Origin of the sequence: Photobacterium ganghwense (assembly GCF_003025595.1) — a bacterium.
Taxonomy (GTDB): Bacteria; Pseudomonadota; Gammaproteobacteria; order Enterobacterales; family Vibrionaceae; genus Photobacterium; species Photobacterium ganghwense.
The window spans coordinates 166,791-189,180 of sequence record NZ_PYMI01000005.1 but is presented as its reverse complement, the minus strand read 5'-3'; the positions used below and the strand labels follow the sequence as shown (position 1 = coordinate 189,180).

General features: G+C 52.6%; 26 protein-coding genes and 1 other RNA gene. 19 read left to right on the top strand and 8 right to left on the bottom strand.

The window, feature by feature from the left end; genetic code table 11:
- Window positions 1-2: 2 nt before the first annotated feature.
- Window positions 3-968: a calcium/sodium antiporter gene (locus C9I92_RS18810; protein WP_047886986.1), complete on the bottom strand. Its 966-nt coding sequence runs from the start codon at window positions 966-968 to the stop codon at window positions 3-5.
- 432 nt (window positions 969-1,400) lie between these two features.
- On the opposite strand from C9I92_RS18810, the gene mlaF reads away from it, so the two are divergent.
- From mlaF to murA, 7 genes are read left to right on the top strand one after another with little or no spacing between them, the layout of a single operon-like run.
- A complete protein-coding gene (mlaF, locus tag C9I92_RS18805; protein ID WP_047886985.1) occupies window positions 1,401-2,219 on the top strand; it encodes a phospholipid ABC transporter ATP-binding protein MlaF in 819 nt (272 codons plus the stop codon).
- 3 nt (window positions 2,220-2,222) lie between these two features.
- Window positions 2,223-3,005 (top strand): lipid asymmetry maintenance ABC transporter permease subunit MlaE, encoded by a 783-nt coding sequence (gene mlaE / locus C9I92_RS18800; RefSeq protein WP_047886984.1) that lies wholly within the window; start codon window positions 2,223-2,225, stop codon window positions 3,003-3,005.
- Window positions 3,006-3,025: 20 nt separating this feature from the next.
- Window positions 3,026-3,502 carry an outer membrane lipid asymmetry maintenance protein MlaD gene (mlaD, locus tag C9I92_RS18795; RefSeq protein ID WP_047886983.1) on the top strand — a complete coding sequence of 159 codons (477 nt, stop codon included), beginning with the start codon at window positions 3,026-3,028 and terminating at the stop codon, window positions 3,500-3,502.
- 12 nt (window positions 3,503-3,514) lie between these two features.
- Window positions 3,515-4,153, top strand: coding sequence for a phospholipid-binding protein MlaC (gene mlaC, locus C9I92_RS18790; protein WP_047886982.1), 639 nt, complete (start codon window positions 3,515-3,517; stop codon window positions 4,151-4,153).
- Window positions 4,150-4,461, top strand: coding sequence for an STAS domain-containing protein (locus C9I92_RS18785; RefSeq protein WP_047886981.1), 312 nt, complete (start codon window positions 4,150-4,152; stop codon window positions 4,459-4,461). Before mlaC ends, C9I92_RS18785 begins: the two co-directional genes overlap by 4 nt.
- 19 nt (window positions 4,462-4,480) lie before the next feature.
- Entirely contained in the window at window positions 4,481-4,738 is a 258-nt protein-coding gene (ibaG, locus tag C9I92_RS18780; RefSeq protein ID WP_047886980.1) for a BolA family iron metabolism protein IbaG, read from the top strand.
- Window positions 4,739-4,748: 10 nt separating this feature from the next.
- On the top strand, window positions 4,749-6,005 hold the full coding sequence (gene murA / locus C9I92_RS18775) for a UDP-N-acetylglucosamine 1-carboxyvinyltransferase (protein ID WP_047886979.1): 1,257 nt from the start codon (window positions 4,749-4,751) through the stop codon (window positions 6,003-6,005).
- 81 nt (window positions 6,006-6,086) lie between these two features.
- On the opposite strand, the gene degS is transcribed toward murA, so the two are convergent.
- From degS to zapG, 3 genes are all read right to left on the bottom strand, one after another.
- Complete coding sequence (degS, locus tag C9I92_RS18770; protein ID WP_047886978.1) at window positions 6,087-7,154, bottom strand: outer membrane-stress sensor serine endopeptidase DegS; 1,068 nt, start codon at window positions 7,152-7,154, stop codon at window positions 6,087-6,089.
- A gap of 164 nt (window positions 7,155-7,318) precedes the next feature.
- Window positions 7,319-8,686, bottom strand: a complete 1,368-nt coding sequence (locus C9I92_RS18765) for a Do family serine endopeptidase (protein ID WP_047886977.1) — start codon at window positions 8,684-8,686, stop codon at window positions 7,319-7,321.
- Between the two features lie 109 nt (window positions 8,687-8,795).
- Complete coding sequence (zapG, locus tag C9I92_RS18760; RefSeq protein WP_047886976.1) at window positions 8,796-9,218, bottom strand: Z-ring associated protein ZapG; 423 nt, start codon at window positions 9,216-9,218, stop codon at window positions 8,796-8,798.
- A 236-nt stretch (window positions 9,219-9,454) separates the two neighbouring features.
- Here zapG and zapE point away from each other — a divergent pair, with 236 nt between their 5' ends.
- The 8 genes from zapE to sspB all read left to right on the top strand — a co-directional run bounded on the left by zapE (window position 9,455) and on the right by sspB (window position 15,957).
- The gene (zapE, locus tag C9I92_RS18755) at window positions 9,455-10,552 is read left to right on the top strand and encodes a cell division protein ZapE (RefSeq protein WP_047886975.1); all 1,098 of its coding nucleotides are present in this window, start codon (window positions 9,455-9,457) and stop codon (window positions 10,550-10,552) included.
- 271 nt (window positions 10,553-10,823) lie between these two features.
- On the top strand, window positions 10,824-11,252 hold the full coding sequence (gene rplM / locus C9I92_RS18750) for a 50S ribosomal protein L13 (protein ID WP_047886974.1): 429 nt from the start codon (window positions 10,824-10,826) through the stop codon (window positions 11,250-11,252).
- Between the two features lie 15 nt (window positions 11,253-11,267).
- Window positions 11,268-11,660, top strand: a complete 393-nt coding sequence (gene rpsI, locus C9I92_RS18745) for a 30S ribosomal protein S9 (RefSeq protein ID WP_007464367.1) — start codon at window positions 11,268-11,270, stop codon at window positions 11,658-11,660.
- A 488-nt stretch (window positions 11,661-12,148) separates the two neighbouring features.
- Window positions 12,149-12,739 carry a ubiquinol-cytochrome c reductase iron-sulfur subunit gene (gene petA, locus C9I92_RS18740; RefSeq protein ID WP_047886973.1) on the top strand — a complete coding sequence of 197 codons (591 nt, stop codon included), beginning with the start codon at window positions 12,149-12,151 and terminating at the stop codon, window positions 12,737-12,739.
- On the top strand, window positions 12,739-14,004 hold the full coding sequence (locus tag C9I92_RS18735) for a cytochrome b (RefSeq protein ID WP_047886972.1): 1,266 nt from the start codon (window positions 12,739-12,741) through the stop codon (window positions 14,002-14,004). Before petA ends, C9I92_RS18735 begins: the two co-directional genes overlap by 1 nt.
- Window positions 14,001-14,738: a cytochrome c1 gene (locus C9I92_RS18730; protein WP_047886971.1), complete on the top strand. Its 738-nt coding sequence runs from the start codon at window positions 14,001-14,003 to the stop codon at window positions 14,736-14,738. The genes C9I92_RS18735 and C9I92_RS18730 overlap by 4 nt, the downstream gene beginning before the upstream one ends.
- 86 nt (window positions 14,739-14,824) lie before the next feature.
- Entirely contained in the window at window positions 14,825-15,463 is a 639-nt protein-coding gene (gene sspA / locus C9I92_RS18725; RefSeq protein ID WP_047886970.1) for a stringent starvation protein SspA, read from the top strand.
- Window positions 15,463-15,957 (top strand): ClpXP protease specificity-enhancing factor, encoded by a 495-nt coding sequence (gene sspB, locus C9I92_RS18720; RefSeq protein ID WP_047886969.1) that lies wholly within the window; start codon window positions 15,463-15,465, stop codon window positions 15,955-15,957. The genes sspA and sspB overlap by 1 nt, the downstream gene beginning before the upstream one ends.
- Window positions 15,958-16,062: 105 nt before the next feature.
- Here sspB and C9I92_RS18715 read toward each other — a convergent pair whose 3' ends face one another.
- Genes C9I92_RS18715 through C9I92_RS18700 form a run of 4 tightly spaced genes read right to left on the bottom strand, consistent with a single transcriptional unit; the run spans window position 16,063 to window position 19,395 of the window.
- Window positions 16,063-16,602, bottom strand: a complete 540-nt coding sequence (locus C9I92_RS18715) for a BON domain-containing protein (protein ID WP_047886968.1) — start codon at window positions 16,600-16,602, stop codon at window positions 16,063-16,065.
- Between the two features lie 17 nt (window positions 16,603-16,619).
- Window positions 16,620-17,210, bottom strand: coding sequence for a phosphoheptose isomerase (locus C9I92_RS18710; RefSeq protein ID WP_047886967.1), 591 nt, complete (start codon window positions 17,208-17,210; stop codon window positions 16,620-16,622).
- A 3-nt stretch (window positions 17,211-17,213) separates the two neighbouring features.
- On the bottom strand, window positions 17,214-17,582 hold the full coding sequence (locus tag C9I92_RS18705) for a YraN family protein (protein ID WP_047886966.1): 369 nt from the start codon (window positions 17,580-17,582) through the stop codon (window positions 17,214-17,216).
- Window positions 17,566-19,395 carry a penicillin-binding protein activator gene (locus C9I92_RS18700; protein WP_047886965.1) on the bottom strand — a complete coding sequence of 610 codons (1,830 nt, stop codon included), beginning with the start codon at window positions 19,393-19,395 and terminating at the stop codon, window positions 17,566-17,568. The genes C9I92_RS18705 and C9I92_RS18700 overlap by 17 nt, the downstream gene beginning before the upstream one ends.
- Window positions 19,396-19,456: 61 nt before the next feature.
- On the opposite strand from C9I92_RS18700, the gene rsmI reads away from it, so the two are divergent.
- From rsmI to ftsL, 4 genes are all read left to right on the top strand, one after another.
- On the top strand, window positions 19,457-20,317 hold the full coding sequence (gene rsmI, locus C9I92_RS18695; RefSeq protein ID WP_047886964.1) for a 16S rRNA (cytidine(1402)-2'-O)-methyltransferase: 861 nt from the start codon (window positions 19,457-19,459) through the stop codon (window positions 20,315-20,317).
- A gap of 91 nt (window positions 20,318-20,408) precedes the next feature.
- Window positions 20,409-20,797: RNase P RNA component class A (gene rnpB, locus C9I92_RS18690), an RNA gene on the top strand.
- Between the two features lie 320 nt (window positions 20,798-21,117).
- Window positions 21,118-22,065, top strand: a complete 948-nt coding sequence (rsmH, locus tag C9I92_RS18685) for a 16S rRNA (cytosine(1402)-N(4))-methyltransferase RsmH (protein WP_047886963.1) — start codon at window positions 21,118-21,120, stop codon at window positions 22,063-22,065.
- On the top strand, window positions 22,062-22,385 hold the full coding sequence (ftsL, locus tag C9I92_RS18680; RefSeq protein WP_047886962.1) for a cell division protein FtsL: 324 nt from the start codon (window positions 22,062-22,064) through the stop codon (window positions 22,383-22,385). The genes rsmH and ftsL overlap by 4 nt, the downstream gene beginning before the upstream one ends.
- Window positions 22,386-22,390: the final 5 nt, after the last annotated feature.

Below are 22,390 nucleotides of genomic sequence, written 5' to 3'. Positions count from 1 at the left end.
CGTTAAGCCCCCAGATTATAAAATAGATAACCTTGATAGGCGACAAAGCATACCAGCAGAATCAATCCTTCCACACGATTGATTCGACGGCGTTTTCCAAGAGCCATCACAACCAGTAATACAGAAATACCCAGCATGACGTAATAGTCACGCCCCATCGCCAGCGGGCTGAGCTGCGACGGGTTCAGCAGGCCCGGCAGACCCATGACCGCCAGGATGTTAAACACGTTGGAGCCGATGATGTTACCGACCGCCATGTCATCTTCGCCTTTAAACAGGCTGGCAATAGAGGCGGCCAGCTCCGGCAGGCTGGTACCCACGGCAATGATCGTCAGGCCGATCACCAGATCACTCATGCCGAAGTGCTTGGCAATGATGACGGCGGAATCAACCAGCATGCTGGCGGCGTAAGGCAGCAGCAGCAGACCGACCACGGTCCAGATCCCGGCTGCCATGTTACTGACGCCCTGCGGGATTTCGGATTCTTGCTCATCAACCAGCGGATCGCCCGTTTCTTTGGCGCTGCGGCTGATTTTCAGCATCGCCAGCAGGAAAATCACGAACAGCGCGATCAGCAGTACACCTTCCATGAAGCCCAGGTGGCTGTCCCACAACAGCAGGCCCGCTACTAGTGTGACACCCATCATCAGCGGCAGTTCACGACGAATGATCGCCGAACTGATCGACAGCGGCTTGATGAGGGCGGTCAGACCCAGAATCAGAGCGATGTTGGCAATATTGGAACCCAGTACGTTACCGACCGCGGTATCGGTTTTGCCTTCCAGTGCCGCAGTTGCTGAAACCATCATTTCCGGGGCGGATGAACCCATGGCCAGGATTGTCATACCAATGACCAAAGGGGTAACCCCCAGATTTTTTGCAAGCGCCGCAGCGCCAAAAACAAGTCGATCTGCACTCCATACCAGTAACGCCAGACCAATACAGAGCAACACGATGGCTTCGAGCATTGTTATCCCTTTTATCTTCAGATAGTGGATTTAACCGCCGTACCATGTCGGGCTGGCAACGACGGAAGTGTAATAGTGTGAATTGTTTAAAGGGCTAATTTTGACGGTTCAGGCTGTAAAAAGAAAGCAAAAGGCGAGATAAATTAGTCTGACTTGGCGGAATTGGACGGGGACTATCCGTACGTGACAAAAGCTGACAAATTCGACACAAAATAGGGCGGAAAATAGACGGTTTTCCGTTATTATTGCGTCCTAAAGGAGCGAGAAATAACAGACTTCTAACAGTTATTTCCTTGAGTTGGTTGCATAATCTTCCTATCATCAAGGCAACATTCAGGTAATATCTTAAATATTTCATTCTATACAAATACATCGGTTTGCGGCGAATAGGGCGGCAGACCAGTATGGCTTTTGCGCCAAATTAGGGTAGCTATGAAGCAAACTGAATCGCTGGTATCAATCCGGCATATGACTTTTTCCCGCGGCGAGCGAAAGATTTTTGACGATGTCTCGCTGGATGTACCCAAGGGAAAAATAACGGCGATCATGGGGCCGTCGGGGATCGGTAAAACCACCCTGTTGCGCCTGATTGGCGGCCAAATTCTGCCAGATAGCGGGGATATCTGGTTTGAAGGCTGGAATATCCCGACGCTGGGTCGTCAGGAACTGTACCAGGCACGAAACAAGATGAGCATGCTGTTTCAGTCCGGTGCGCTGTTCACGGATATGACGGTGTTTGATAATGTGGCGTTCCCGCTGCGTGAACACACGGATTTGCCGGATGACCTGCTGCGTACGCTGGTGCTGCTGAAACTCGAGGCCGTGGGCCTGCGGGGCGCGGCACAGCTGATGCCGGCAGAGCTGTCTGGCGGGATGGCACGGCGTGCCGCACTGGCAAGAGCGATCGCGCTGGATCCCGACCTGATCATGTATGATGAGCCTTTTGTCGGCCAGGACCCTATCAACATGGGGGTGCTGGTGAAGCTGATTCGAGATCTGAATCAGGCGCTGGATATCACCTCGGTGATTGTGACTCACGATGTCCATGAAGTGATGGGGATCGCTGACCATGTTTACCTGCTGTCGGGCGGTAAGATTATTGGTCAGGGCTCGCCTTCCGAACTGCAGCACAATGCTGATCCTAGGATTCGCCAGTTCCTGGACGGCAAGGCGGATGGTCCGGTGCCGTTTAAGTTCCCGGCGGGTGCAATAGAAGATGAATTGTTTGATGTTAATAGTAAGGGGCGCTAACACATGATTGCGGATTTTGTCGCGCGTCAGGGGCGTCTCGCACTGGATAAATGCCAGACCCTGGGACGAGCCTCGCTCATTCTGTACGGGGCGCTGGTCAGCCAGCCGCAGCCGGGGAAAATGTTTCCGCTGCTGCTGCGCCAGCTGTACTCCGTTGGGGTGCTGTCGGTCGCGATTATTCTGGTTTCCGGCCTGTTTATCGGGATGGTACTGAGCCTGCAGGGCTACATTGTCCTGGTGGATTTCGGGGCAGAGACCAATCTGGGGCAAATGGTGGCACTGTCGCTGTTGCGGGAACTCGGGCCGGTAGTGACAGCCTTGCTGTTCGCGGGCCGGGCGGGATCGGCGCTGACGGCGGAAATTGGCCTGATGAAAGCCACCGAGCAGTTGTCCAGCATGGAAATGATGGCCGTTGACCCGCTGCGCCGGGTGATTGCGCCGCGCTTCTGGGCTGGGGTGATCTCAATGCCGCTGCTGGCGATGCTGTTCTGTGCCGTGGGCATCTGGGGCGGCCAGCTGGTAGGGGTCGACTGGAAAGGGATCGACCACGGCAGCTTCTGGTCGGTCATGCAATCGTCAGTGGATTTGGGCTACGACATTGGTAACAGCCTGATCAAATCACTGGTGTTCGCGATCACAGTGACCTGGATAGCGGTATTTAACGGGTACGATGCCGTACCTACTTCGGCGGGAATCAGCCGGGCCACGACCCGCACTGTGGTGAATTCATCACTGGCGGTACTTGGATTGGATTTTGTATTGACGGCTCTGATGTTCGGTAGCTAGGGCGAAACGGGAAATTTCTGATGCAGCAAACAAGAAAACTAGAATTATGGGTAGGTAGCTTTGTCCTGGCGGGCATTGCTGCCATCCTGGTGCTGATTTTTAAAGTCGCGGATGTGCAGAACATCGGCGGCAATGAGACTTACACCCTGAAGGCGAATTTTGACAATATCGGCGGGCTGAAAGTCCGCTCACCGATCAAAGTGGGCGGTGTGACCGTAGGTAAGATTACCAGCATCACGCTGGATACCGAGAGTTACCTGCCGGTAGTGACAATGGCGATTGAGAAAAAATACGGCTACTTTCCGGAGACCAGTTCGGCGTCAATTTTGACATCCGGTTTGCTGGGTGAGCAATATCTGGGGATTTCTCCTGGGTTTGTGGATGACGACGTTGCCATGCTGCAGGACGGTGATCTGATTGAAGACACCAAGTCTGCACTGGTACTGGAAGATATGATCGGCCAGGTGCTGTACAGCATCGGCGGTGACAGTAAATAAGAGGACAGGCTAATGAAATGGTTGAAATACGCATTCTTTTTGCTGGTGAGCTTGCCAATGGTCAGCCAGGCAGCCGTGGATCTGAAAGATCCGTACCGCATGATTGATCAGGTCTCACAGAAGACATTTAGCCGACTGAAGTCGGAGCAAAACCAAATTCAGCGCAACCCGGAGTTGCTGCGCCGAGTGGTGCGCGAGGAATTACTGCCATACGTGAATACCCGTTATGCAGCATACAAAGTGCTAGGTCCGCACCTGAAACAAACGTCACCGTCACAGCGTGACAGCTTTGTGTCTGCGTTCTCTGACTACCTGGTTGCGTCTTACGCGCAAGTACTGACTCAGTACACTAATCAGGATATTCAGGTTGAATCGGCCAAGTCAGTACCGGCTAACCGTAATATCGTATCGGTTCGCGTCGATATTCTGGACACCAAACGTCCACCAATCCGCCTGGATTTTAAACTGCGTAAAAACAATAAAACCGGTGAGTGGCAGGGCTATGACATGGTGGCCGAAGGGGTCAGCATGATCTCAACCAAGCAGAGCGAGTGGAGCGGACAGCTGCGCAGCGAAGGGGTAGAGGCCGTCACTAAATCACTGCGTGACCTGGCTGCCAAGCCAATTCGCCGCGAGGCCGAAAAACAATGAGTAAGCCCAAGATTGAGTGGCGAGTTCAGGAAAATGGGTATTACTGCTTGTCAGGGGCGTTGGAACGTGACACAGTTCCCGCCTTTTGGCAGCGAAGACAAGAGTGGATGCCGCGTGATGGCTCGGTCACTATCGATCTGAAAGCGGTCAGCCGGGTGGACTCCGCAGGCATGGTTATGCTGTTGCATGTCAATCAAGTGCTCAGCCAGAAAGGGACTGAGCTAAAACTATTAAATGTGCCGGAACAGCTGATGACGCTGTTGCGCCTGAGCCACGTTGAATCAATGTTCGCTGCTTGCTTGGCGTGAGTAGTAAAGAGGATAGCTTGTGGAAATCTCTGAAATCAAAAACATCCTGGAAAATGCCGTAGAGCTGGATGAAGTCATCGTGAAAGGCGATGGCAGCCACTATGAAGTGATTGCAGTTGGCGCCCTGTTCGAAGGCATGAGCCGAGTGAAAAAACAGCAGACTATTTATGGTCCGCTGATGGGACATATCGCGACCAATGCAATTCACGCCCTGAGTATTAAAACGTACACACCGGAAGAGTGGGCGCGAGACAAAAAGTTAATGTCGCTGTCCTAAGAGGTAAATGATGCAGAAGTTTCGAATCCAGGGCGGTGGCCCACTGAGCGGCGAAGTCTCCATTTCTGGTGCTAAGAATGCAGCATTGCCTATTTTGTTCGCCTCCCTGCTGGCCGAAGAGCCGGTAGAAGTGGCGAATGTGCCAAAACTGCGTGATATTGATACTACCATGGAGCTGCTGAGCCGACTGGGTGCGAAAGTCACCCGCAATGGTTCTGTCCATGTTGATGCCGGTCCGGTAAACGAATTTTGCGCGCCTTATGATCTGGTGAAAACCATGCGCGCATCTATCTGGGCATTGGGCCCGCTGGTCGCTCGCTTTGGTCAGGGACAGGTTTCCTTGCCGGGCGGTTGTGCCATTGGTGCCCGTCCTGTGGATTTGCATATCCACGGTCTGGAGCAACTGGGTGCAACCATCGCGCTGGAAGAAGGGTACGTGAAGGCGTCGGTTGACGGTCGCCTGAAAGGTGCTCACATTGTCATGGATAAAGTCAGTGTTGGCGCGACCGTGACTATCATGTCTGCGGCGACGCTGGCTGAAGGGACGACCGTGATTGAAAACGCAGCCCGTGAGCCAGAAATTGTCGATACGGCGATGTTCCTGAATACACTGGGTGCGAAAATCACTGGTGCCGGCTCTGACACCATCACCATCGAAGGTGTGGAACGTCTGGGCGGGGGCTATCACAAAGTTGTGGCTGACCGTATTGAAACCGGGACATTCCTGGTAGCAGCAGCGGTTTCCGGTGGCAAAATTGTGTGTCGTAACACTAAGCCTGCGTTGCTGGAAGCGGCACTGGCGAAGCTGGAAGAGGCGGGAGCCGCCATTGAAACCGGTGACGACTGGATCAGTCTGGATATGACCGACCGTGAGCTGAAAGCCGTGAATATCCGTACTGCGCCGCACCCGGGCTTCCCGACAGATATGCAGGCTCAGTTCTCACTGTTGAATCTGGTTGCCAAAGGTACCGGGATCATCACTGAGACCATTTTCGAAAACCGTTTCATGCACATCCCGGAACTGATCCGTATGGGAGCAAAAGCGGAAATCGAAGGTAACACCGTGATTTGCGGCGATACCAAAGGTCTGAGCGGCGCTCAGGTGATGGCGACTGACCTGCGCGCATCAGCCAGTCTGGTGATTGCCGGCAGCATCGCGAAAGGTGAGACGATTGTGGATCGTATCTACCATATCGACCGCGGCTACGAGCATATCGAAGATAAGTTCCGCGCGCTGGGTATGAATATCGAGCGCTTCAGCGAGTAATCTCTCTGAAAGTGACCCAACAAAAAGCGAGAGCCAAGGCTCTCGCTTTTTTTATGGGGAATGCTTTTAGTGGCGACCAGATCAGTAATCCTGCGGGTCATCCCCAATCAGTACACTGAGCTTGGTTGGTTGACCATTTCGCAGCACGGTCATTTCCACTCGGGTTCCTGGGCGTAACTCGGTCACGATATCCAGCACATTACGGCGGTCAGTCACCGGCTTGCCGTCTATCTCCACCAAAATATCTTGCACCTGGAAGCCGGCTTTGGCTGCCGGGCCATTCGGGTCCATGCCCATTACAATGATGCCGCTAATCTGGTCTGCATCGTACAGGCGTGCCATCACTGGGTTGATATCTCTGGCTTCTAGGCCGATATAACCGCGAATTACCCGGCCATCCGCAATCAGCTTATTCATGATTTTATGGGTCAGCTCATACGGAATCGCGAAAGAGATCCCATAGGTTTCGATATCGGTCGCCTGTTGGAAAGAGGCGGTATTAATACCAACCAGCTCGCCGCGCGTATTGACCAGCGCGCCGCCGGAGTTCCCCTCGTTGATGGCGGCATCCGTTTGCAGGAAGTCCTGCCGACCATAGAAGCTCATGCCGGAACGCCCGGTGGCAGAAATGATGCCGTAGGTGGTGGTCTGGCCGAGGTTGTAAGGGTTACCGATAGCCAGAACCACATCCCCTACCGCGGGTTGGTAATCGGTGCTGAGCGGAATGACCGGTAGATTCTCGGCCTGAATTTTCAGTACCGCCAGATCTGTGCGCTTGTCTTTACCAATGAGCTGGGCAGTCAGAATGCGTCCGTCCTGAAGGGCTACAATTACCTGATCGGCTTCCGCGACGACATGATAGTTCGTCACGATATAGCCTTTATCGCTCATGATGACGCCGGAACCCAGTCCCTGCGTGCTGAGCTGAAGGCGATCGTTGGCGTTATACCGGCGGTTGTAAATATTGACGACAGCAGGAGATGCTCGCCGGACAGCGTAGTTGAAGGATACCTGAGTTTGATCATGCTGTGCCGGAACCAGAACCTGAGGGGTTTCCAGCATCTGGGTTCGAAGATCAGGAAAAACGGCCAGCAGAGCTGCGGCCGTGACCACACCAAGCAGAATGGATCGGCTAAAAAAAGCCAGCATGTATGCTCCCCTGAACACGAAACGGCAAACGTAGCCGATGAGAGTATCACTACCTCAGTGAGATACCAAATTTCGATGTTATTTTGTTGAATATAGCGGTAATTGCCGTAGGCGCAAAGCAGCCGGACACTGCCGGCTGCTTGGGATGTTGCGAGGGGAGGGAATCAGCGGATGATCAGATACAGGATGTTGTCACCGCGTTTGACTTCAAGCGCCATGACACCAGCGCTGCGGTCAAGCGCTTTACGCAGTTCACCCAGGTTACGGATGGCCTGACGATTCACGCCCAGGATAATATCCCCTTCCTTCAGACCGTAACGTGCCGCCAGCGAATTGGCCTGCAGGCTGGTAACTTTCACGCCTTTCACACCATCGTCGGCGGTGGTGTTGGCAAATTCAGCCCCGGCAAGATTCTGGTGCAGGTTGTCCGCCTTCACTTTATTCAGTGACGCTTCCTGAAGGGTCACGTTGACGCTTTGTTCTTTACCGTCGCGCACGATACCCAGGCTCACTTCTTTACCTGCGCCCAAGGTTGCAATTTTTGCTCTCAGCTCGGCAAAGCTGCGGATCTTCTTACCGTTGACCGTAGTGATGATATCCCCGGCTTTGAGTCCGGCTTTGGCCGCCGCAGAATCCGGCATTACCTGATTCACGAAGGCGCCGTAATTTGTGTCATAGCCGAACGCTTCGGCCAGCTCAGCGGTCAGTTCGCCCCCCTGAACCCCCAGAACACCACGTTTGACTTCGCCGTATTCAAGAATTTGCTGGGTCAGGTTCTTGACCATGTTGACCGGAATGGCAAAGCCAATCCCGACGTTGCCGCCGTTAGGGCCTAGAATGGCGGTGTTGATACCCACCAGTTCGCCGTTCAGGTTGACCAGTGCGCCACCGGAGTTACCGCTGTTAATGGCGGCATCGGTCTGAATGAAGTTTTCGAAGTTTTCGATATTCAGACCACTGCGGCCCAACGCTGAAATAATACCGGAGGTGACCGTCTGGCCGAGGCCGAACGGGTTACCGATCGCAACAGCAAAGTCACCGACCCGCAGTTTGTCGGAATCCGCCAGTTTGATTTCAGTCAGGTCGTCGGTTTTCTTGAGTTTCAACAGGGCAATGTCAGACATTTCGTCACTGCCAATCAGTTCGGCAGCCACTTCGCGGCCATCATGCAGCTGCACCATGATTTTATCGGCACCGCCGATCACATGGTGGTTCGTGACCACATAGCCTTTATCCGCATTAATAATGACCCCGGAGCCCAGGCCGCGGAACGGACGCTCACGAATTTGCTCTTCCGGAAAGTCCGGGCCAAAGAAGAAGCGGAATGTTTCCGGAAGGCGTTGCTTCGAAACCTGCTTGCCTTCGACAGCAATACTGACAACGGCAGGGGTCACTTGCTCAAGCATCGGGGCGAGGCTTGGCAATTGTTGGCTATTCACCGATTGAGGAAGGGCGGCAGACGCAGTTACAGGAGAAAGAACAGAACTGATGCCTAGTGCCAGAGCATTTAATACAAGCAAAGGTTTTTTCATTATCACTAAACTCCGATTTTCAAGTCCAATGGCAGGCATGGGCCTATTATGTTGATATGCCTGCTTTATCTCAGACTTGAAAATCAGTGTTTAGTTCCTGAGAAAATGATTAGCCGGCTTTTGGCGCCTCAACCACTGGTTCAGGGATGTCTTTCAATAGGCCACTCGCACCGTTGGCGTAATCGCGAGGCTGATCTTGCGGAGCCTCCACGTTTTTTACGGCTTCCAGCGTGCTGATGCGGCGGGCAAACGGATTATCCTGCTCCGGCAGGTTCGGCATTAGCTCTGTCGAGGTTTTCGCCATATGCTCGTACAGCTTGCTGTAGTCTTTCGCCAGGTTATCCAGCAACTCAGAGCTTTGGGCGAAGTGATCAACCAGCTCCTGACGAAACTGCTCGAGTTCGTATTTTGATTTGTCGAGCTCTTTTTTCAGCTCCTTCTGATTTTTAAGACTCTTGGTGCCCAGGCGAGCCGCAAAAGCCCCGACTGCCGCACCGGCGATAAAGATAAGAAGCGCGTAAATCCAAGCCATGAAGTACTCCTTTTGACTTAAGTAGCAGGGCCGCGACGGGTCTGGCAGGTTACATTGTTCCTGCAGTCTTGGAACATCGTGACACCGTTTATAACTGGCCGTTGTATAACAAAAAGATTAATTGGCGCTGAATCGTGACCAAGTTAATCAGATTCGTATAGATACTATACATGGTCACGCGCTGGCATGGTACTATCTCGGTCACTGAAGGGAGATGATTAGGTCTAGTTAGAAGGATGACGCCGCTACAAAAATACCAGGAAGATCTTAAACGGGACGACTTTATGGCTGACCCGGCTCAGGCAATGGCCGTTCGTCACCTTGATGATCTTTATCACCGGCTGCTTAAGCCGAAACCGGTCGCAGAACGAACCATGATGGATCGGGTGCTGCGCCGCTCACCGCCGCCTCCGCCGCCTGAAAAAGGGCTTTATTTCTGGGGTGGGGTCGGTCGTGGTAAAACCTATCTGGTGGACACGTTTTATGACTGTCTGCCGACACAACGCAAGATGCGGGTCCACTTCCATCGCTTTATGCAGCGGGTTCATGATGAATTGAGAACCCTGGAGCAGCAGGCCGACCCGCTGCAGGTTGTGGCCGATCGGTTCAAGCGAGAAGCTGACCTGATTTGCTTTGACGAATTCTTCGTCTCAGATATTACCGATGCCATGTTGCTTGGCACGCTGTTTGAAGCCCTGTTTAAACGCGGTATTACGCTGGTGGCCACCTCTAACATTCCACCTGATGAGCTGTACCGAAATGGCTTGCAGCGTGCGCGTTTCCTGCCGGCCATCGCCCTGATCAAAGCGAACTGCGAGGTGGTGAATGTCGATTCCGGGGTGGATTATCGGTTACGTACCCTGGAGCAGGCCGAAATCTACCATGCTCCGCTTGATGCGGCGGCCGAGCAGAATATGCTGAGGTATTTCGAACAGCTGAGTGTGGCACCACGTTTCAGTGGCAAAAACATTGAGATTAATCATCGGACGTTGCCGACGCTGCATGAGGCGGAAGGGGTAGTGCATTTTAATTTTGCCACTCTGTGCCAGACCGCGCGCAGCCAGGCCGATTACATGGAATTGGCCCGGCTTTACCATACGGTTTTACTGTCTGAGGTAAAACAAATGGGTGAGGCAGAAAGTGATGCCGCACGGCGCTTTATCGCCCTGGTCGACGAGTTCTATGAACGTAACGTCAAATTGATCATTTCTGCCGAAGTAAACTGGGAAAACCTGTATCAGGGACAACGCCTTGCATTTGAGTATAAACGCTGTTGCTCACGGCTTGTCGAGATGCAGAGTCACGACTATCTGGCTCGTCCTCACCTAGCCTGATGTGGGGCTTTTCCTGCCGTAAAACAGGGGAAATCCCGAAGTAAAATGGTGAATTTGAGGCAAAAATGCTCAGAGAGAAAAAATCGCAATTTTTTTTCAAAAAAAGGTGATTTTTTCTCCACCCTTCCCTATAATCTTGCGACCCACCGTACCTGTAACGGCAAAAGCCGGGAGTGCCAACCACTCGAAGGGGTGATGACTGGGCTCTGTACAGAGATGGAGCAATATGCTCCAGTGAAGTGAAACTATTTAATTTTGGGTAAGAATTAGCATGAAAACTTTCGTTGCTAAACCAGAAACTGTAAAACGTGACTGGTATGTTGTAGACGCTGAAGGTAAAACACTAGGCCGTCTTGCAACTGAAATCGCATCTCGTCTACGTGGCAAGCACAAGCCTGAGTACACTCCACACGTTGACACTGGTGACTACATCGTAGTTATCAATGCTGAGAAAGTTGCGGTAACTGGTGCTAAGCGCACTGACAAGATGTACCACCACCACACTGGCTACATCGGTGGTCTGAAGTCAATCAGCTTCGACAAGCTGATCGCTAAGAAACCAGAAATGGTTATCGAAATTGCTGTTAAAGGCATGCTTCCTAAGGGTCCTCTAGGCCGTGCAATGTACCGTAAGCTGAAAGTTTACGCTGGTGCTGAGCACAACCACGCTGCACAGCAGCCTAAAGTTCTAGACATCTAATTGGGGAAGATGACAATGGCAGAGAATCAATACTACGGCACTGGCCGTCGCAAAAGCTCAGCTGCTCGCGTTTTCATTAAGCCGGGTACTGGTAACATCGTAATCAACAAGCGTAGCATCGAAGAATACTTCGGTCGCGAAACTGCTCGCATGGTTGTTCGTCAGCCACTTGAGCTTGTTGAAATGACAGAGAAACTTGACCTGTACATCACTGTTAAAGGTGGTGGTATCACTGGTCAATCAGGTGCGATCCGTCACGGTATCACTCGCGCTCTGATGGAATACGATGAGACTCTACGTCCTGCTCTACGTGCAGCTGGTTACGTTACTCGTGACGCACGTCGCGTTGAACGTAAGAAAGTTGGTCTGCGTAAAGCACGTCGCCGTCCACAGTTCTCTAAGCGTTAATTTCAACGCTCCAGATTTTATCTGGTTTCTGTGGTCAAAAAGCTCAGCCTTCGGGTTGGGCTTTTTTTATATCTCAAAGCTTTCCCGCCTCCGCTGTCACTCTTATCAGTAATAACCAGATATTTGTTTTAGGAATGTGTTAGCTTGGTCACACCTAAGCAACAAACTTATCTGAATCAGATAATTATCAACCTAGTTTTTTGTTTGGTTGAAACCCGGAAATTTCCCATATAACAGCAATTTGCATGATGGCAAGTAACAAAAAGAACATACCTCTCACATTTGTTGCGAAAAGGTAGCTTTATCTTGTCATAAAGTAGGGTTTTCTTTATCATTTGGCGTGATAAGCAACAGCTTTAAAATGAATTAATTCTGCCGCTTGGGCAGGAGTAACTGTTGTTTCTTTCCGTTGAAAGTTAGCCGTAAGCTCCAGGGACGCAAAAGGACATAATAATAATCCAGAGCGGGAGCACATGGGAGAATGTTGGATGAGCAATGCGCCAGTAAGTAACGGCCGACGCCGCTTCCTGACTGCGACGACTTCGGTTGTTGGAGGCTTAGGTGCAGTCGCTGTAGCCGTGCCTTTTATCAAATCATGGAACCCGAGCGCGAAAGCAAAAGCCGCCGGTGCGCCAGTTGAAGTTGATATCAGCAAGTTGGAAGTAGGCCAGATGGTTCGCGTCGAGTGGCGTGGTAAACCTGTCTGGGTTGTCCGCCGTAGCGATGCGATTTTGAAAGAATTGGGTGGCCATGACGGCCAGCTGCGTGACCCTTCATCAGAAGAGCCACAGCAGCCGATGTATGCCCAGAATGAATATCGTTCTGTTAAGCCTGAAATTTTTATAGCCGTAGGTATCTGTACCCACCTTGGCTGTTCCCCTACCTATCTGCCAGACAGCTTCAGTGAGCAGGTCAGTGGTGTGTCGGCAGGTTTCTTCTGCCCGTGTCACGGCTCGAAGTTTGACATGGCGGGTCGTGTCTTTGCTGGGGTTCCGGCACCACTAAACCTGGTTGTGCCGCCTCACACGTTCCTGGACGACAACACCATTCTGGTTGGTGAAGATGGGGAGACTGCCTAATGGAAGCCTTACTCGGTTGGATTGAAAAACGTCTGCCTGCGATGAATGCTTATCGCAAGCATATGTCTGAATACCCGATGCCGAAGAACTTTAACTTCTGGTATATCTTCGGTTCGTTGGCAATGCTGGTACTGGTTAACCAGCTACTGACGGGTATCTGGCTAACCATGAACTACGTACCTTCCGGCGATGGTGCGTTTGCCTCTGTTGAATACATCATGCGTGATGTGGAATATGGCTGGTTGCTGCGTTATATGCACTCTACCGGTGCGTCTGCATTCTTCATCGTGGTGTACCTGCACATGTTCCGTGGGCTGATCTACGGTTCTTACCAGAAACCACGTGAGCTGCTGTGGTTGTTCGGTATGCTGATCTTCTTGGTACTGATGGCTGAAGCCTTCATGGGCTACCTGCTGCCATGGGGTCAGATGTCATACTGGGGTGCTCAGGTAATCATCTCGCTGTTTGGTGCGATTCCTGTTATTGGTGATGACCTGACATTGTGGATCCGTGGTGACTACGTTATCTCGGGCGCTACACTGAACCGCTTCTTTGCCTTGCACGTGATCGCTCTGCCGATTGTTCTGCTGCTTCTGATTGTGCTGCACATTCTGGCTCTGCACGAAGTTGGTTCGAACAACCCGGACGGTATCGAGACCAAACTGCCGAAAGGCAGCAAAGGCGAAGATTACAAAACGCAGTTCAAGTTCCACGAGTACTACACCAAGAAATACGACATCATCGACTCTATCCCGTTCCACCCTTATGGTACGGTGAAAGATCTGGTTGGTGTGGCGGTGTTTGCATTCCTGTTCAGCTACGTGATCTTCTTCAACCCGGAAATGGGCGGCTACTTCCTTGAGCCACCTAACTTTGAAGCTGCGAACCCGCTGAAGACTCCTGAGCACATTGCTCCGGTTTGGTACTTCACACCGTTCTACGCCATCCTGCGTGCGGTTCCGGATAAGCTGCTGGGTGTTATCGCAATGGGTGCGTCGATTGTTGCGCTGTTCCTGTTGCCATGGCTGGATCGCTGTAAAGTTCGTTCGTACCGTTACCGTAGCAAGCTGCACCTGGGGAACATTGTTCAGTTCACCATCTGTTTCATTGCTCTGGGAATTCTGGGTGCTCTGCCTGCCACGCCGGTGTACACACTGATGGCACAGATCTTCAGCTTCGGCTACTTCATGTTCTTCGTCCTGCTGTTCTTCTACAGCAAGAACGAAGCAACTAAGCCATTACCAGAGAGGGTAACATTCAAATGAAAAAGTTGATTGTCATGTTATTTGCCCTGCTGCCATCTCTGGCTATGGCAGCGGGTCCTGCAGTACCACTGGATGCAGCCAATAACGATCTGAGCGATAAAGCATCGCTGCAGAACGGGGCTCGTACGTTCATGAACTATTGTTTTGGCTGTCACGCCACGCAGTACCAGCGTTATGAGCGTGTCGCGACCGATCTGGGTATTCCGGCAGAGTTGATGAAAGAGAACCTGATCTTCGATCCTAATGCGAAGATCGGTGATCTGATGACCAACGCGATTCCAACGGAATATGCGGCGGCATCATTCGGTGCGCCGGCACCAGACCTGACAATGGTTGCCCGTGTCCGTGGCGCTGATTGGATCTACACCTACCTGCGTTCATTCTACGCGGACCCAAGCCGTCCGTTTGGCGTGAACAACGTTGTCTTCCCAAGTGTTGGTATGCCGCACGTTCTTGAAGAGCTGCAGGGTGTGCCAAGCAAGGTTTACGAGACGCGTCTGGTTGACGGTAAAGAAGTTCAGGAATTCGTTGGTATTGAGGCTGATGGCAGCGGTGAACTGAATAAAGAAGAGTATGATGCAGTGGTTCGCGATCTGGTGAACTTCCTGGCGTACTCTGCTGAACCGATGAAACTGGAACGTCAGCGTATGGGTTACTGGGTGATGGGCTTCATCGTCGTATTCTTTGTACTAACCTTACTGTTGAAGAAAGAATATTGGCGTGATGTCCACTGATCGGGTAATCTAGTGGGTTAGAATCTCGCAATGGGGGCAGAGGCCCCCGTTGCTTTTTGTGTATTGCTATAATACTGGAGGGGTTAATGGCTGTTGCTGCCAATAAACGCTCTGTGATGACTCTGTATTCTGATGCTTCTGACATCTACAGCCATCAGGTGCGTATCGTACTCGCGGAAAAAGGTGTGAGTGTTGAAATTGAGCTGGTTGATCCAAACAACCTGCCGGAAGATCTGCTTGACCTGAATCCGTACAACTCCGTGCCGACCCTGGTTGATCGTGAGCTTGCTCTGTATCAGGCAAGTATCATTATGGAGTATCTGGATGAGCGTTTCCCTCATCCGCCGCTGATGCCTGTATATCCGGTTGCCCGAGGTAACAGCCGCTTGATGATGTACCGTATCGAGCGTAACTGGTACAGCCTGGCTGACAAGATCAAGGGCGGCTCTGCCGACGAAGCTGACAAAGCTCGTAAGCAGCTGCGCGAAGAGCTTCTGGCTCTGGCACCAGTGTTTGCTGAATTCCCGTACTTCATGAGCGAAGAGTTCAGCCTGGTCGATTGCTACCTGGCTCCACTATTGTGGCGTCTGCCTGAAATGGGCATCGAACTGGCTGGTGCCGGTGCGAAGGAAGTGAAAGCGTACATGACCCGTGTGTTTGAACGTGATTCATTCCTGGCTTCTCTTACCGAAGTTGAGCGTGAAATGCGCCTGGCTGGTAAATAATGGATATGGATCGCATGACGCCACGCCGTCCGTATATTCTTCGGGCGTTTTACGACTGGTTGGTGGATAACGATTTGACCCCGCATTTGGTGGTTGATGCGACCCAGCCTGGCGTGCAAGTTCCGATGGAATTCGTGAGCGATGGTCAGATCGTGCTGAATATTGCCCCGCGTGCGGTAGGCAATCTGGAACTGGGCAACGAGGCGATCAGCTTCAATGCTCGTTTCAGCGGTCGTCCTCATTCGGTCATTGTTCCACTGTACGCAGCACTGGCAATCTATGCCCGTGAAAATGGTGCAGGGACGATGTTCGAGCCAGAACCGGCTTATATGGCTGACATTGAAGAGCTGGATGACATCGAGCTTGAAGATGATGCGCCGATGGTATTAAGTTCTGTTGAGGTTGATGAAGAGCCTGAACTGGTGAGTGAGTCAGATTCTAATGACGAGCCGCCTCGACCTCGTGGTCGCCCAAGCCTTCGTGTCGTCAAATAACGCGAAACCAATCCACAAAAAACGCAGCCCAGGCTGCGTTTTTTTATATATGTATTTTGGGATGGGCGCTGAACCAAACTGCCGGGCAGGGCGAATATCCGCGGTTTATTGCGGCGGGTACTCAAAGACTTTCACGACCTTTTTCACGCCAGATACATTGCGCGCGATTTCGGCGGCCACATTTCCCTGCTCTGGGGTGACATAACCCAGTAGGTACACTTCCTGCCCCGCGGTATACACCTGGATGGTTGCATCGCGAAGTTTCTTGCTGCCAATGAGCTGCGTTTTGACTTTGGTGGTCAGCCAACTGTCTTGGCTGACTTCGCTCAGAGCGGCAGGCGGACGAATTTGCAACTGGTTAAAGACGGTTTTCACCCGTTTGAATTCGCGAACCTTACTTTCTAGTTGCTGGCTGGTGGCCTGATCCGCGGCCTGACCAATCAACAGTACCTTGCCATCTACCGCGATGGCATTGGCTCGTACTTGCTCGCGAAACGGCGGCTTGTTAACCAGTCCGCCGATTTCCATCTCAATCTGTTGGTCATACCATTGTTGCGTGGTGGTACGGGTATCTGCCGGGTTAGTCAGGGCGCACGCCTGAAGAGCCAGTGACAAACACGCAATGAACAGGAGGCGACGCTTCATGAATATATCTCCCCTCATTAGGCTTCGTGATGAGGGAACAGGACTTTATCAATCAGATCGCACAGGCAGTGTACGGCCAGTAAGTGGCCTTCCTGGATACGTGCGGTACGCTGGGAAGGAATGCGGATTTCAACATCCTGCGGGCCTAGCAAGCCGGCCATTTCACCGCCGTCCATACCGGTGAGGGCTACAATGGTCATGTCACGGGTCAGGGCCGCTTCCATCGCTTTGATGATGTTTTTGCTGTTACCGCTGGTAGAAATCACCAGCAGGATGTCGCCGCCTTGTCCCAGTGCACGTACCTGTTTGGAGAAGATTTCATCCTGGTGGTAGTCGTTTGCGACAGCGGTCAGGGTTGTGGTATCTGCGGTCAGGGCAAGGGCTGGCAAACTCGGACGCTCAGTTTCAAAACGGTTGATCAGGCAAGAAGCAAAATGCTGGGCGTTCGCTGCTGACCCGCCGTTGCCACAGCAGAGGATTTTGTTACCGTTAAGCAGGCTCTGGACCATGAGCTGGGCCGCTTGAGACAGCGCGTCGGGCAGAGCCTCGGCGGCGGCAATCTGGGTTTGGATGCTTTCGGTAAAACTTTCTTTGATGCTTTCTAGCATGGATCAACCTTCAACTAGGATGTTGGTAAACCATTCGATTTGCGGTGGGGTTCCTTCCAATGACACCACGTCAAACCGAAACTCAGTATGCTCAATGGCATGGCCCTGTTGTTGGAGCCAGAACAGCGCGGCGCGTTTGATTCGCTGTTGCTTGCGCCAGTTTACCGCTTCTGCGGCCGAACCGTAATGGTTGTGTTGCCGGAATTTGACTTCAATGAAGACCCAGCAGTGACGATCGCGCATGATCAGATCGATTTCACCGCCCCGGCACTGGAAATTCCGGGCAACGGCAACGAGGCCATGGCGACGCAGATGCGTCTCAGCCATGACCTCGTAGGTTTTGCCTTGCTGGCGTTTATTGAACAGGTTCAATGCCTTCGCCAGAGAAGACGCCCCAGCTCAGCTCGCGCTGGACGACACACTGATCATTCAGGCTCAGCTGGCCGGTATGACCGGTAATGGAGTAGTGTTCAACTACCCGCATCTGAGGCAGTTCAGTGATCATCTTGTACGCATCCATTCCGAACGCGTGCAGGCGCATATTTGTATTGCTGGCGTTAGGCCACTGTGTTTCAAACTGGCTCATGAACCCCGGGTCCGCATTGACCAGCATCGGGATATCGCTGAACTCGACGCCTTTAATGTCCATGTGGCTGATATTGCGATCCGGGTAGCTGCGTGAGCTGGCGTACAGCTTCGGCGGTGTCACGCCCGGGTCGACGGCCACATCCACAAACGGCTTCAGCAGCTTCAGCTCGTTGACATTGCCGATCACATACACGGCATCGGTATCACGACGGCTGCGGGATTCGCTTTGGGTATCGCTACCCAAGATCTGCTCCATCTGACGGATACGGGCTTTGCTGTCATTCTGACCAAACACTTCCGTCATGACCTGTTGGATGTTTTTGCGCGAGCTAAACTGACGGGAGGTCGGGGTGTGACCGGTCAACTGTTCCCATTGCTTAACAAAGGCATCACTGACCCGGCGGCCATAGCTGTTCGCGGGTGCCAGGACGATAGGGAACTGGTGGCCATTGGCAAACAGGTGCTTGGCTGCTTGTTCTGCTTCCTGCTCCGGTGACAGCGAGAAATAACAGGTGTTGGCTTGGCTTACGCTGCCGGCATCCGGTTCGTTCAGGGCCAGTTGCGGGATCTGATCGCTGTTCATGCGCTGGAATTCCGTGATCTTCTCTTTGCGCAGCGGACCAATCACCAGCTCAACATTGTTTTGCTTCAGCTTCGCCAGAATGGCTGGCATTGGCTCGGCATCGGTATCGTACAGGGTCAGCTCGGTGTTGGCATCGCGGCCGGAATCGTCCAGCATCGCGTTAAGGAAGCCGTCACGCACCGCTTTCCCGGACTGCTCGAAGCGACCACTAAGTGGCAACAACAGTGCCACATTGTTCAGCTGGGTGATCTCCAGTGACATGATGGCCGTCAGATCGGCAGGCAGGTACTGGTTAGCCGGGTGGTACGGATTTTTGGCCAGCCAATCTTCAACCATGGTTTTCAGTTTGGCCGGGCGTTGCCCATATGTGTTTTTCAGCACGGCCAGCTGTACCCAGCCGCGCAGCACCTCTTCGTTGCTGCCCAGAGACAGTGACTGCAGTTGGCTGTTACTGTAATGGCTTAGATCCTGCCACAGGTTCTGCCAGTTCGCTTGTTTTTGCTCGGCGCTCAGCAATTGATCCAGAGCCGTGCGCTCACGGGCCGCCAGCAGATACTGGTTGGTTTGCCCAAGCAGGTCGGCGCGCAGCATGTGATAGCGCAGGTACTGGCTGTCAGCTAGCGTCCACCATGGCTGGAAGTTCAGGGTATCCAGCGCTGCCTGAGGCTGGCCTTGTTGGTAGCGCAGTGTCGCGTTGGCTAGCTGCCATTCCGCCATCTGAACCGGATCCAGGTTCATGCGGCTCAGTCGGTTAGACTGCTGCTCGGCCTGTTCCCAGCGACCTTCTTTAATGAATGCTTTTAAGGCAAGGATGTGCCAGTTGATACTGGTGGCACCTTCGGTAGATTCGGCTTTAATCAGATAATTGGCCGCGGTATCGGTAGCAGCGACAGTGATATCCGTGCCCACGACCTGTTGCTGATTAGGCGCACTACAGCCAGCTAGGATGACAGCAAGGGCTACAGGGGCTAACAGTCGTGATACACTTTTACGCTTATGGGTAAAATTGATCATTGAATTCATTCAACTATGACAAATTACTCTCTATATTAATTGCAGATGAGATCTTAAACAAATGAGTGAGACCAATTCATGCACGGTAGATGCCGCAACTTTGTACATCGTACCTACACCCATCGGTAATCTGGCAGATATTACACAGCGTGCATTGGACGTGCTGGCCAAGGTGGACTTGATTGCTGCGGAGGATACTCGCCATACATCACGCCTGCTGACCCATTTTTCGATCTCGACCCGCACCTTCGCGCTTCACGATCACAACGAACAGCAGAAAGCTGACTTCCTAATCGAAAAACTTCAGGCAGGTAACAGCATTGCATTGGTTTCTGATGCCGGTACGCCGCTGATCAGCGATCCAGGATATCATCTTGTCAATCGTTGTCGTCAGGCGGGTGTTAAAGTTGTTCCGCTTCCGGGACCTTGTGCGGTGATTACTGCACTCAGTGCTGCCGGTCTGCCTTCAGACCGATTCAGCTTCGAAGGCTTTTTGCCACCGAAAAGCAAGGGCCGTCGGGATTGTTTTCAGGCGTTGGCTGAGGACGAACGCACTCTGATTTTCTATGAATCACCACACCGTATTATGGAATCGCTGGCTGATATGTTGGCGGTACTGGGGCCGGAGCGGGATGTTGTCCTGGCGCGTGAGCTGACCAAAACCTACGAGACCATCCACGGCGCGCCGCTGGCGGAGCTGATTGAGTGGCTGAAGCTGGATAGTAACCGCATTCGTGGTGAGATGGTGCTGCTGGTGGCCGGTCATCGGGCAGAGAAAAATGCGCTGCCGGCCGAAGCGTTGCGTACTTTGGCGCTGTTGGTCAAGGAACTGCCGCTGAAAAAAGCCTCGGCACTGGCGGCGGAAATCCACGGTGTGAAGAAAAACGCGCTGTATAAGTGGGGGCTGGAAAATCTGGAGTAACCGGTGCGCGTTGCTGGCTTTTTAAGCGTTGTCACGTCGGGCAGGATATTTCACTGGTAACCGCGTGCCAACTTCTATACAATCGCTCGCCTGAGTTGGCCAGGTAATCGCTGCTTCGTTGATGTCCTTAGGGAGACTGACGAGGGGGAGGAAAGTCCGGGCTCCATAGGGCAGGGTGCCAGATAACGTCTGGGGGGCGCAAGCCTACGACCAGTGCAGCAGAGAGCAAACCGCCGATGGCCCGTTCTTCGGAATGGTGCACAGGTAAGGGTGAAAGGGTGCGGTAAGAGCGCACCGCGCGGCTAGTAATAGTTCGTGGCACGGTAAACTCCACCCGGAGCAAGACCAAATAGGTCCCCAGTGGCGTGGCCCGCGTTGGGGACGGGTAGGTTGCTTGAGCCTGTGAGCGATTGCAGGCCTAGAGGAATGATTACCACCGCGCAAGCGGTACAGAACCCGGCTTATCGGCCAACTCACCTCTTTCCGCATAAAAGGTGATGAGAGACGCCTCCTGGCATGTCTCTCATCACCTTTTGTCGTTTATGCCTCCCCGTTGCCTGTCTGGCAAAGCATTCTGAGGTCATTGAAAATTATCAATTGATTGTCAGAAAACGAGACCTTGGCTTGACATCTTTTTTGCCAAATACGTACACTTTGCGATGGGAATTTGCAGTAAATGCTTTTAAAACAGTGTTTTAATTGCTTAACTGAATGAATTCCTTCACGAATCAAATTTATCCCGCAGACGTCACCAGTCACGCTGACGTACGGGCAGCTTTTTAAGAGCCAATTAAATTATTATGTCTGAACAGTTTGAGCACGTTTCCGTGCTGTTGCACGAGTCTGTAGATGGCCTGGCGATTAAGCCTGATGGTATCTACATTGACGGCACGTTTGGTCGTGGCGGTCACAGCCGGTTAATTCTTTCACAGCTCGGAGAAAACGGGCGTCTGTACAGTATTGACCGTGATCCCCAGGCTATCGCTGAGGCTCAAAAAATTGATGACCCGCGTTTTACTATTATCCATGGCCCGTTTTCTGGCATGGAAAAATACATGGTTGAGCGTGATCTGATTGGCCGCATTGACGGCGTGCTGCTGGATCTTGGTGTCTCTTCGCCGCAGCTTGATGATGCCGAGCGCGGCTTCAGCTTTATGCGTGACGGCCCGCTGGACATGCGGATGGATCCAACATCCGGTATTTCGGCCGCTGATTGGCTGGCGACAGCGGAAGCGGACGACATTGCCTGGGTTCTGAAAGAGTTTGGTGAAGAGCGTTTCGCCAAGCGTATTGCCCGTGGCATTGTGGCGCACCGTGAAAATCCGGAGAACGAGCCACTGACCCGTACCACTCAGCTGGCCCGCCTGATTGCTGAAGTGTCGCCGTTTAAAGACAAGCATAAGCACCCGGCGACCCGTAGCTTCCAGGCCATCCGTATCTACATCAACAGCGAGCTGGAAGAAATCGAGACCGCGCTGAATGGCGCGCTGCAGGTGCTGGCTCCGGGTGGCCGTCTGTCCGTGATCAGCTTCCATTCGCTGGAAGACCGCATGGTGAAGCGTTTCATCCGTAAGCAGAGCAAAGGGCCGGAAGTGCCTGCTGGCCTGCCGCTGACCGATGAGCAAATCAAGGCGTTGGGCTCGGCGAAGCTGAAAGCGGTAGGTAAAGCAATTAAACCATCGAATACCGAAATTAACGTGAACGCCCGTTCACGCAGTTCGGTTCTGCGTTTGGCTGAGCGTCTATGAAGTCTGCGCCGGAACCGACAGACAATCTGGCCCGCCTGATTGGGCGGGACTTACTCTCTGTAGGACGGTTTCCGCTGTTCCTGCTGGTTCTGGTGCTGATTTCTGCATTGGGGGTTGTTCTGATCACCCATCATTCCCGTCAGTTAATTGCCGAACAGGAACAACTGTTGATCGAGCGTGATCAGCTGGATATTGAATGGCGTAACCAGATCCTGGAGGAGAACTCCCTTGCCGAACACAGCCGGATTGAACGGCTGGCTGAAAAGGACATGGAAATGAAACGCCCATCCCGTGATAACGAAGTCATTGTTCACGAATGAAGTTG

Coding starts and splice junctions, on each gene's coding strand:
- rsmH (WP_047886963.1), top strand. CDS start 21,118: ATGTCTGAACAGTTTGAGCACGTTTCCGTGCTGTTGCACGAGTCTGTA.
- murA (WP_047886979.1), top strand. CDS start 4,749: ATGCAGAAGTTTCGAATCCAGGGCGGTGGCCCACTGAGCGGCGAAGTC.
- C9I92_RS18810 (WP_047886986.1), bottom strand. CDS start 968: ATGCTCGAAGCCATCGTGTTGCTCTGTATTGGTCTGGCGTTACTGGTA.
- degS (WP_047886978.1), bottom strand. CDS start 7,154: ATGCTGGCTTTTTTTAGCCGATCCATTCTGCTTGGTGTGGTCACGGCC.
- rpsI (WP_007464367.1), top strand. CDS start 11,268: ATGGCAGAGAATCAATACTACGGCACTGGCCGTCGCAAAAGCTCAGCT.
- C9I92_RS18735 (WP_047886972.1), top strand. CDS start 12,739: ATGGAAGCCTTACTCGGTTGGATTGAAAAACGTCTGCCTGCGATGAAT.
- petA (WP_047886973.1), top strand. CDS start 12,149: ATGAGCAATGCGCCAGTAAGTAACGGCCGACGCCGCTTCCTGACTGCG.
- mlaC (WP_047886982.1), top strand. CDS start 3,515: ATGAAATGGTTGAAATACGCATTCTTTTTGCTGGTGAGCTTGCCAATG.
- mlaF (WP_047886985.1), top strand. CDS start 1,401: ATGAAGCAAACTGAATCGCTGGTATCAATCCGGCATATGACTTTTTCC.
- rsmI (WP_047886964.1), top strand. CDS start 19,457: ATGAGTGAGACCAATTCATGCACGGTAGATGCCGCAACTTTGTACATC.
- rplM (WP_047886974.1), top strand. CDS start 10,824: ATGAAAACTTTCGTTGCTAAACCAGAAACTGTAAAACGTGACTGGTAT.
- C9I92_RS18715 (WP_047886968.1), bottom strand. CDS start 16,602: ATGAAGCGTCGCCTCCTGTTCATTGCGTGTTTGTCACTGGCTCTTCAG.
- C9I92_RS18710 (WP_047886967.1), bottom strand. CDS start 17,210: ATGCTAGAAAGCATCAAAGAAAGTTTTACCGAAAGCATCCAAACCCAG.
- C9I92_RS18700 (WP_047886965.1), bottom strand. CDS start 19,395: ATGATCAATTTTACCCATAAGCGTAAAAGTGTATCACGACTGTTAGCC.
- mlaD (WP_047886983.1), top strand. CDS start 3,026: ATGCAGCAAACAAGAAAACTAGAATTATGGGTAGGTAGCTTTGTCCTG.
- C9I92_RS18765 (WP_047886977.1), bottom strand. CDS start 8,686: ATGAAAAAACCTTTGCTTGTATTAAATGCTCTGGCACTAGGCATCAGT.
- zapG (WP_047886976.1), bottom strand. CDS start 9,218: ATGGCTTGGATTTACGCGCTTCTTATCTTTATCGCCGGTGCGGCAGTC.
- mlaE (WP_047886984.1), top strand. CDS start 2,223: ATGATTGCGGATTTTGTCGCGCGTCAGGGGCGTCTCGCACTGGATAAA.
- C9I92_RS18730 (WP_047886971.1), top strand. CDS start 14,001: ATGAAAAAGTTGATTGTCATGTTATTTGCCCTGCTGCCATCTCTGGCT.
- C9I92_RS18785 (WP_047886981.1), top strand. CDS start 4,150: ATGAGTAAGCCCAAGATTGAGTGGCGAGTTCAGGAAAATGGGTATTAC.
- sspA (WP_047886970.1), top strand. CDS start 14,825: ATGGCTGTTGCTGCCAATAAACGCTCTGTGATGACTCTGTATTCTGAT.
- zapE (WP_047886975.1), top strand. CDS start 9,455: ATGACGCCGCTACAAAAATACCAGGAAGATCTTAAACGGGACGACTTT.
- ftsL (WP_047886962.1), top strand. CDS start 22,062: ATGAAGTCTGCGCCGGAACCGACAGACAATCTGGCCCGCCTGATTGGG.
- sspB (WP_047886969.1), top strand. CDS start 15,463: ATGGATATGGATCGCATGACGCCACGCCGTCCGTATATTCTTCGGGCG.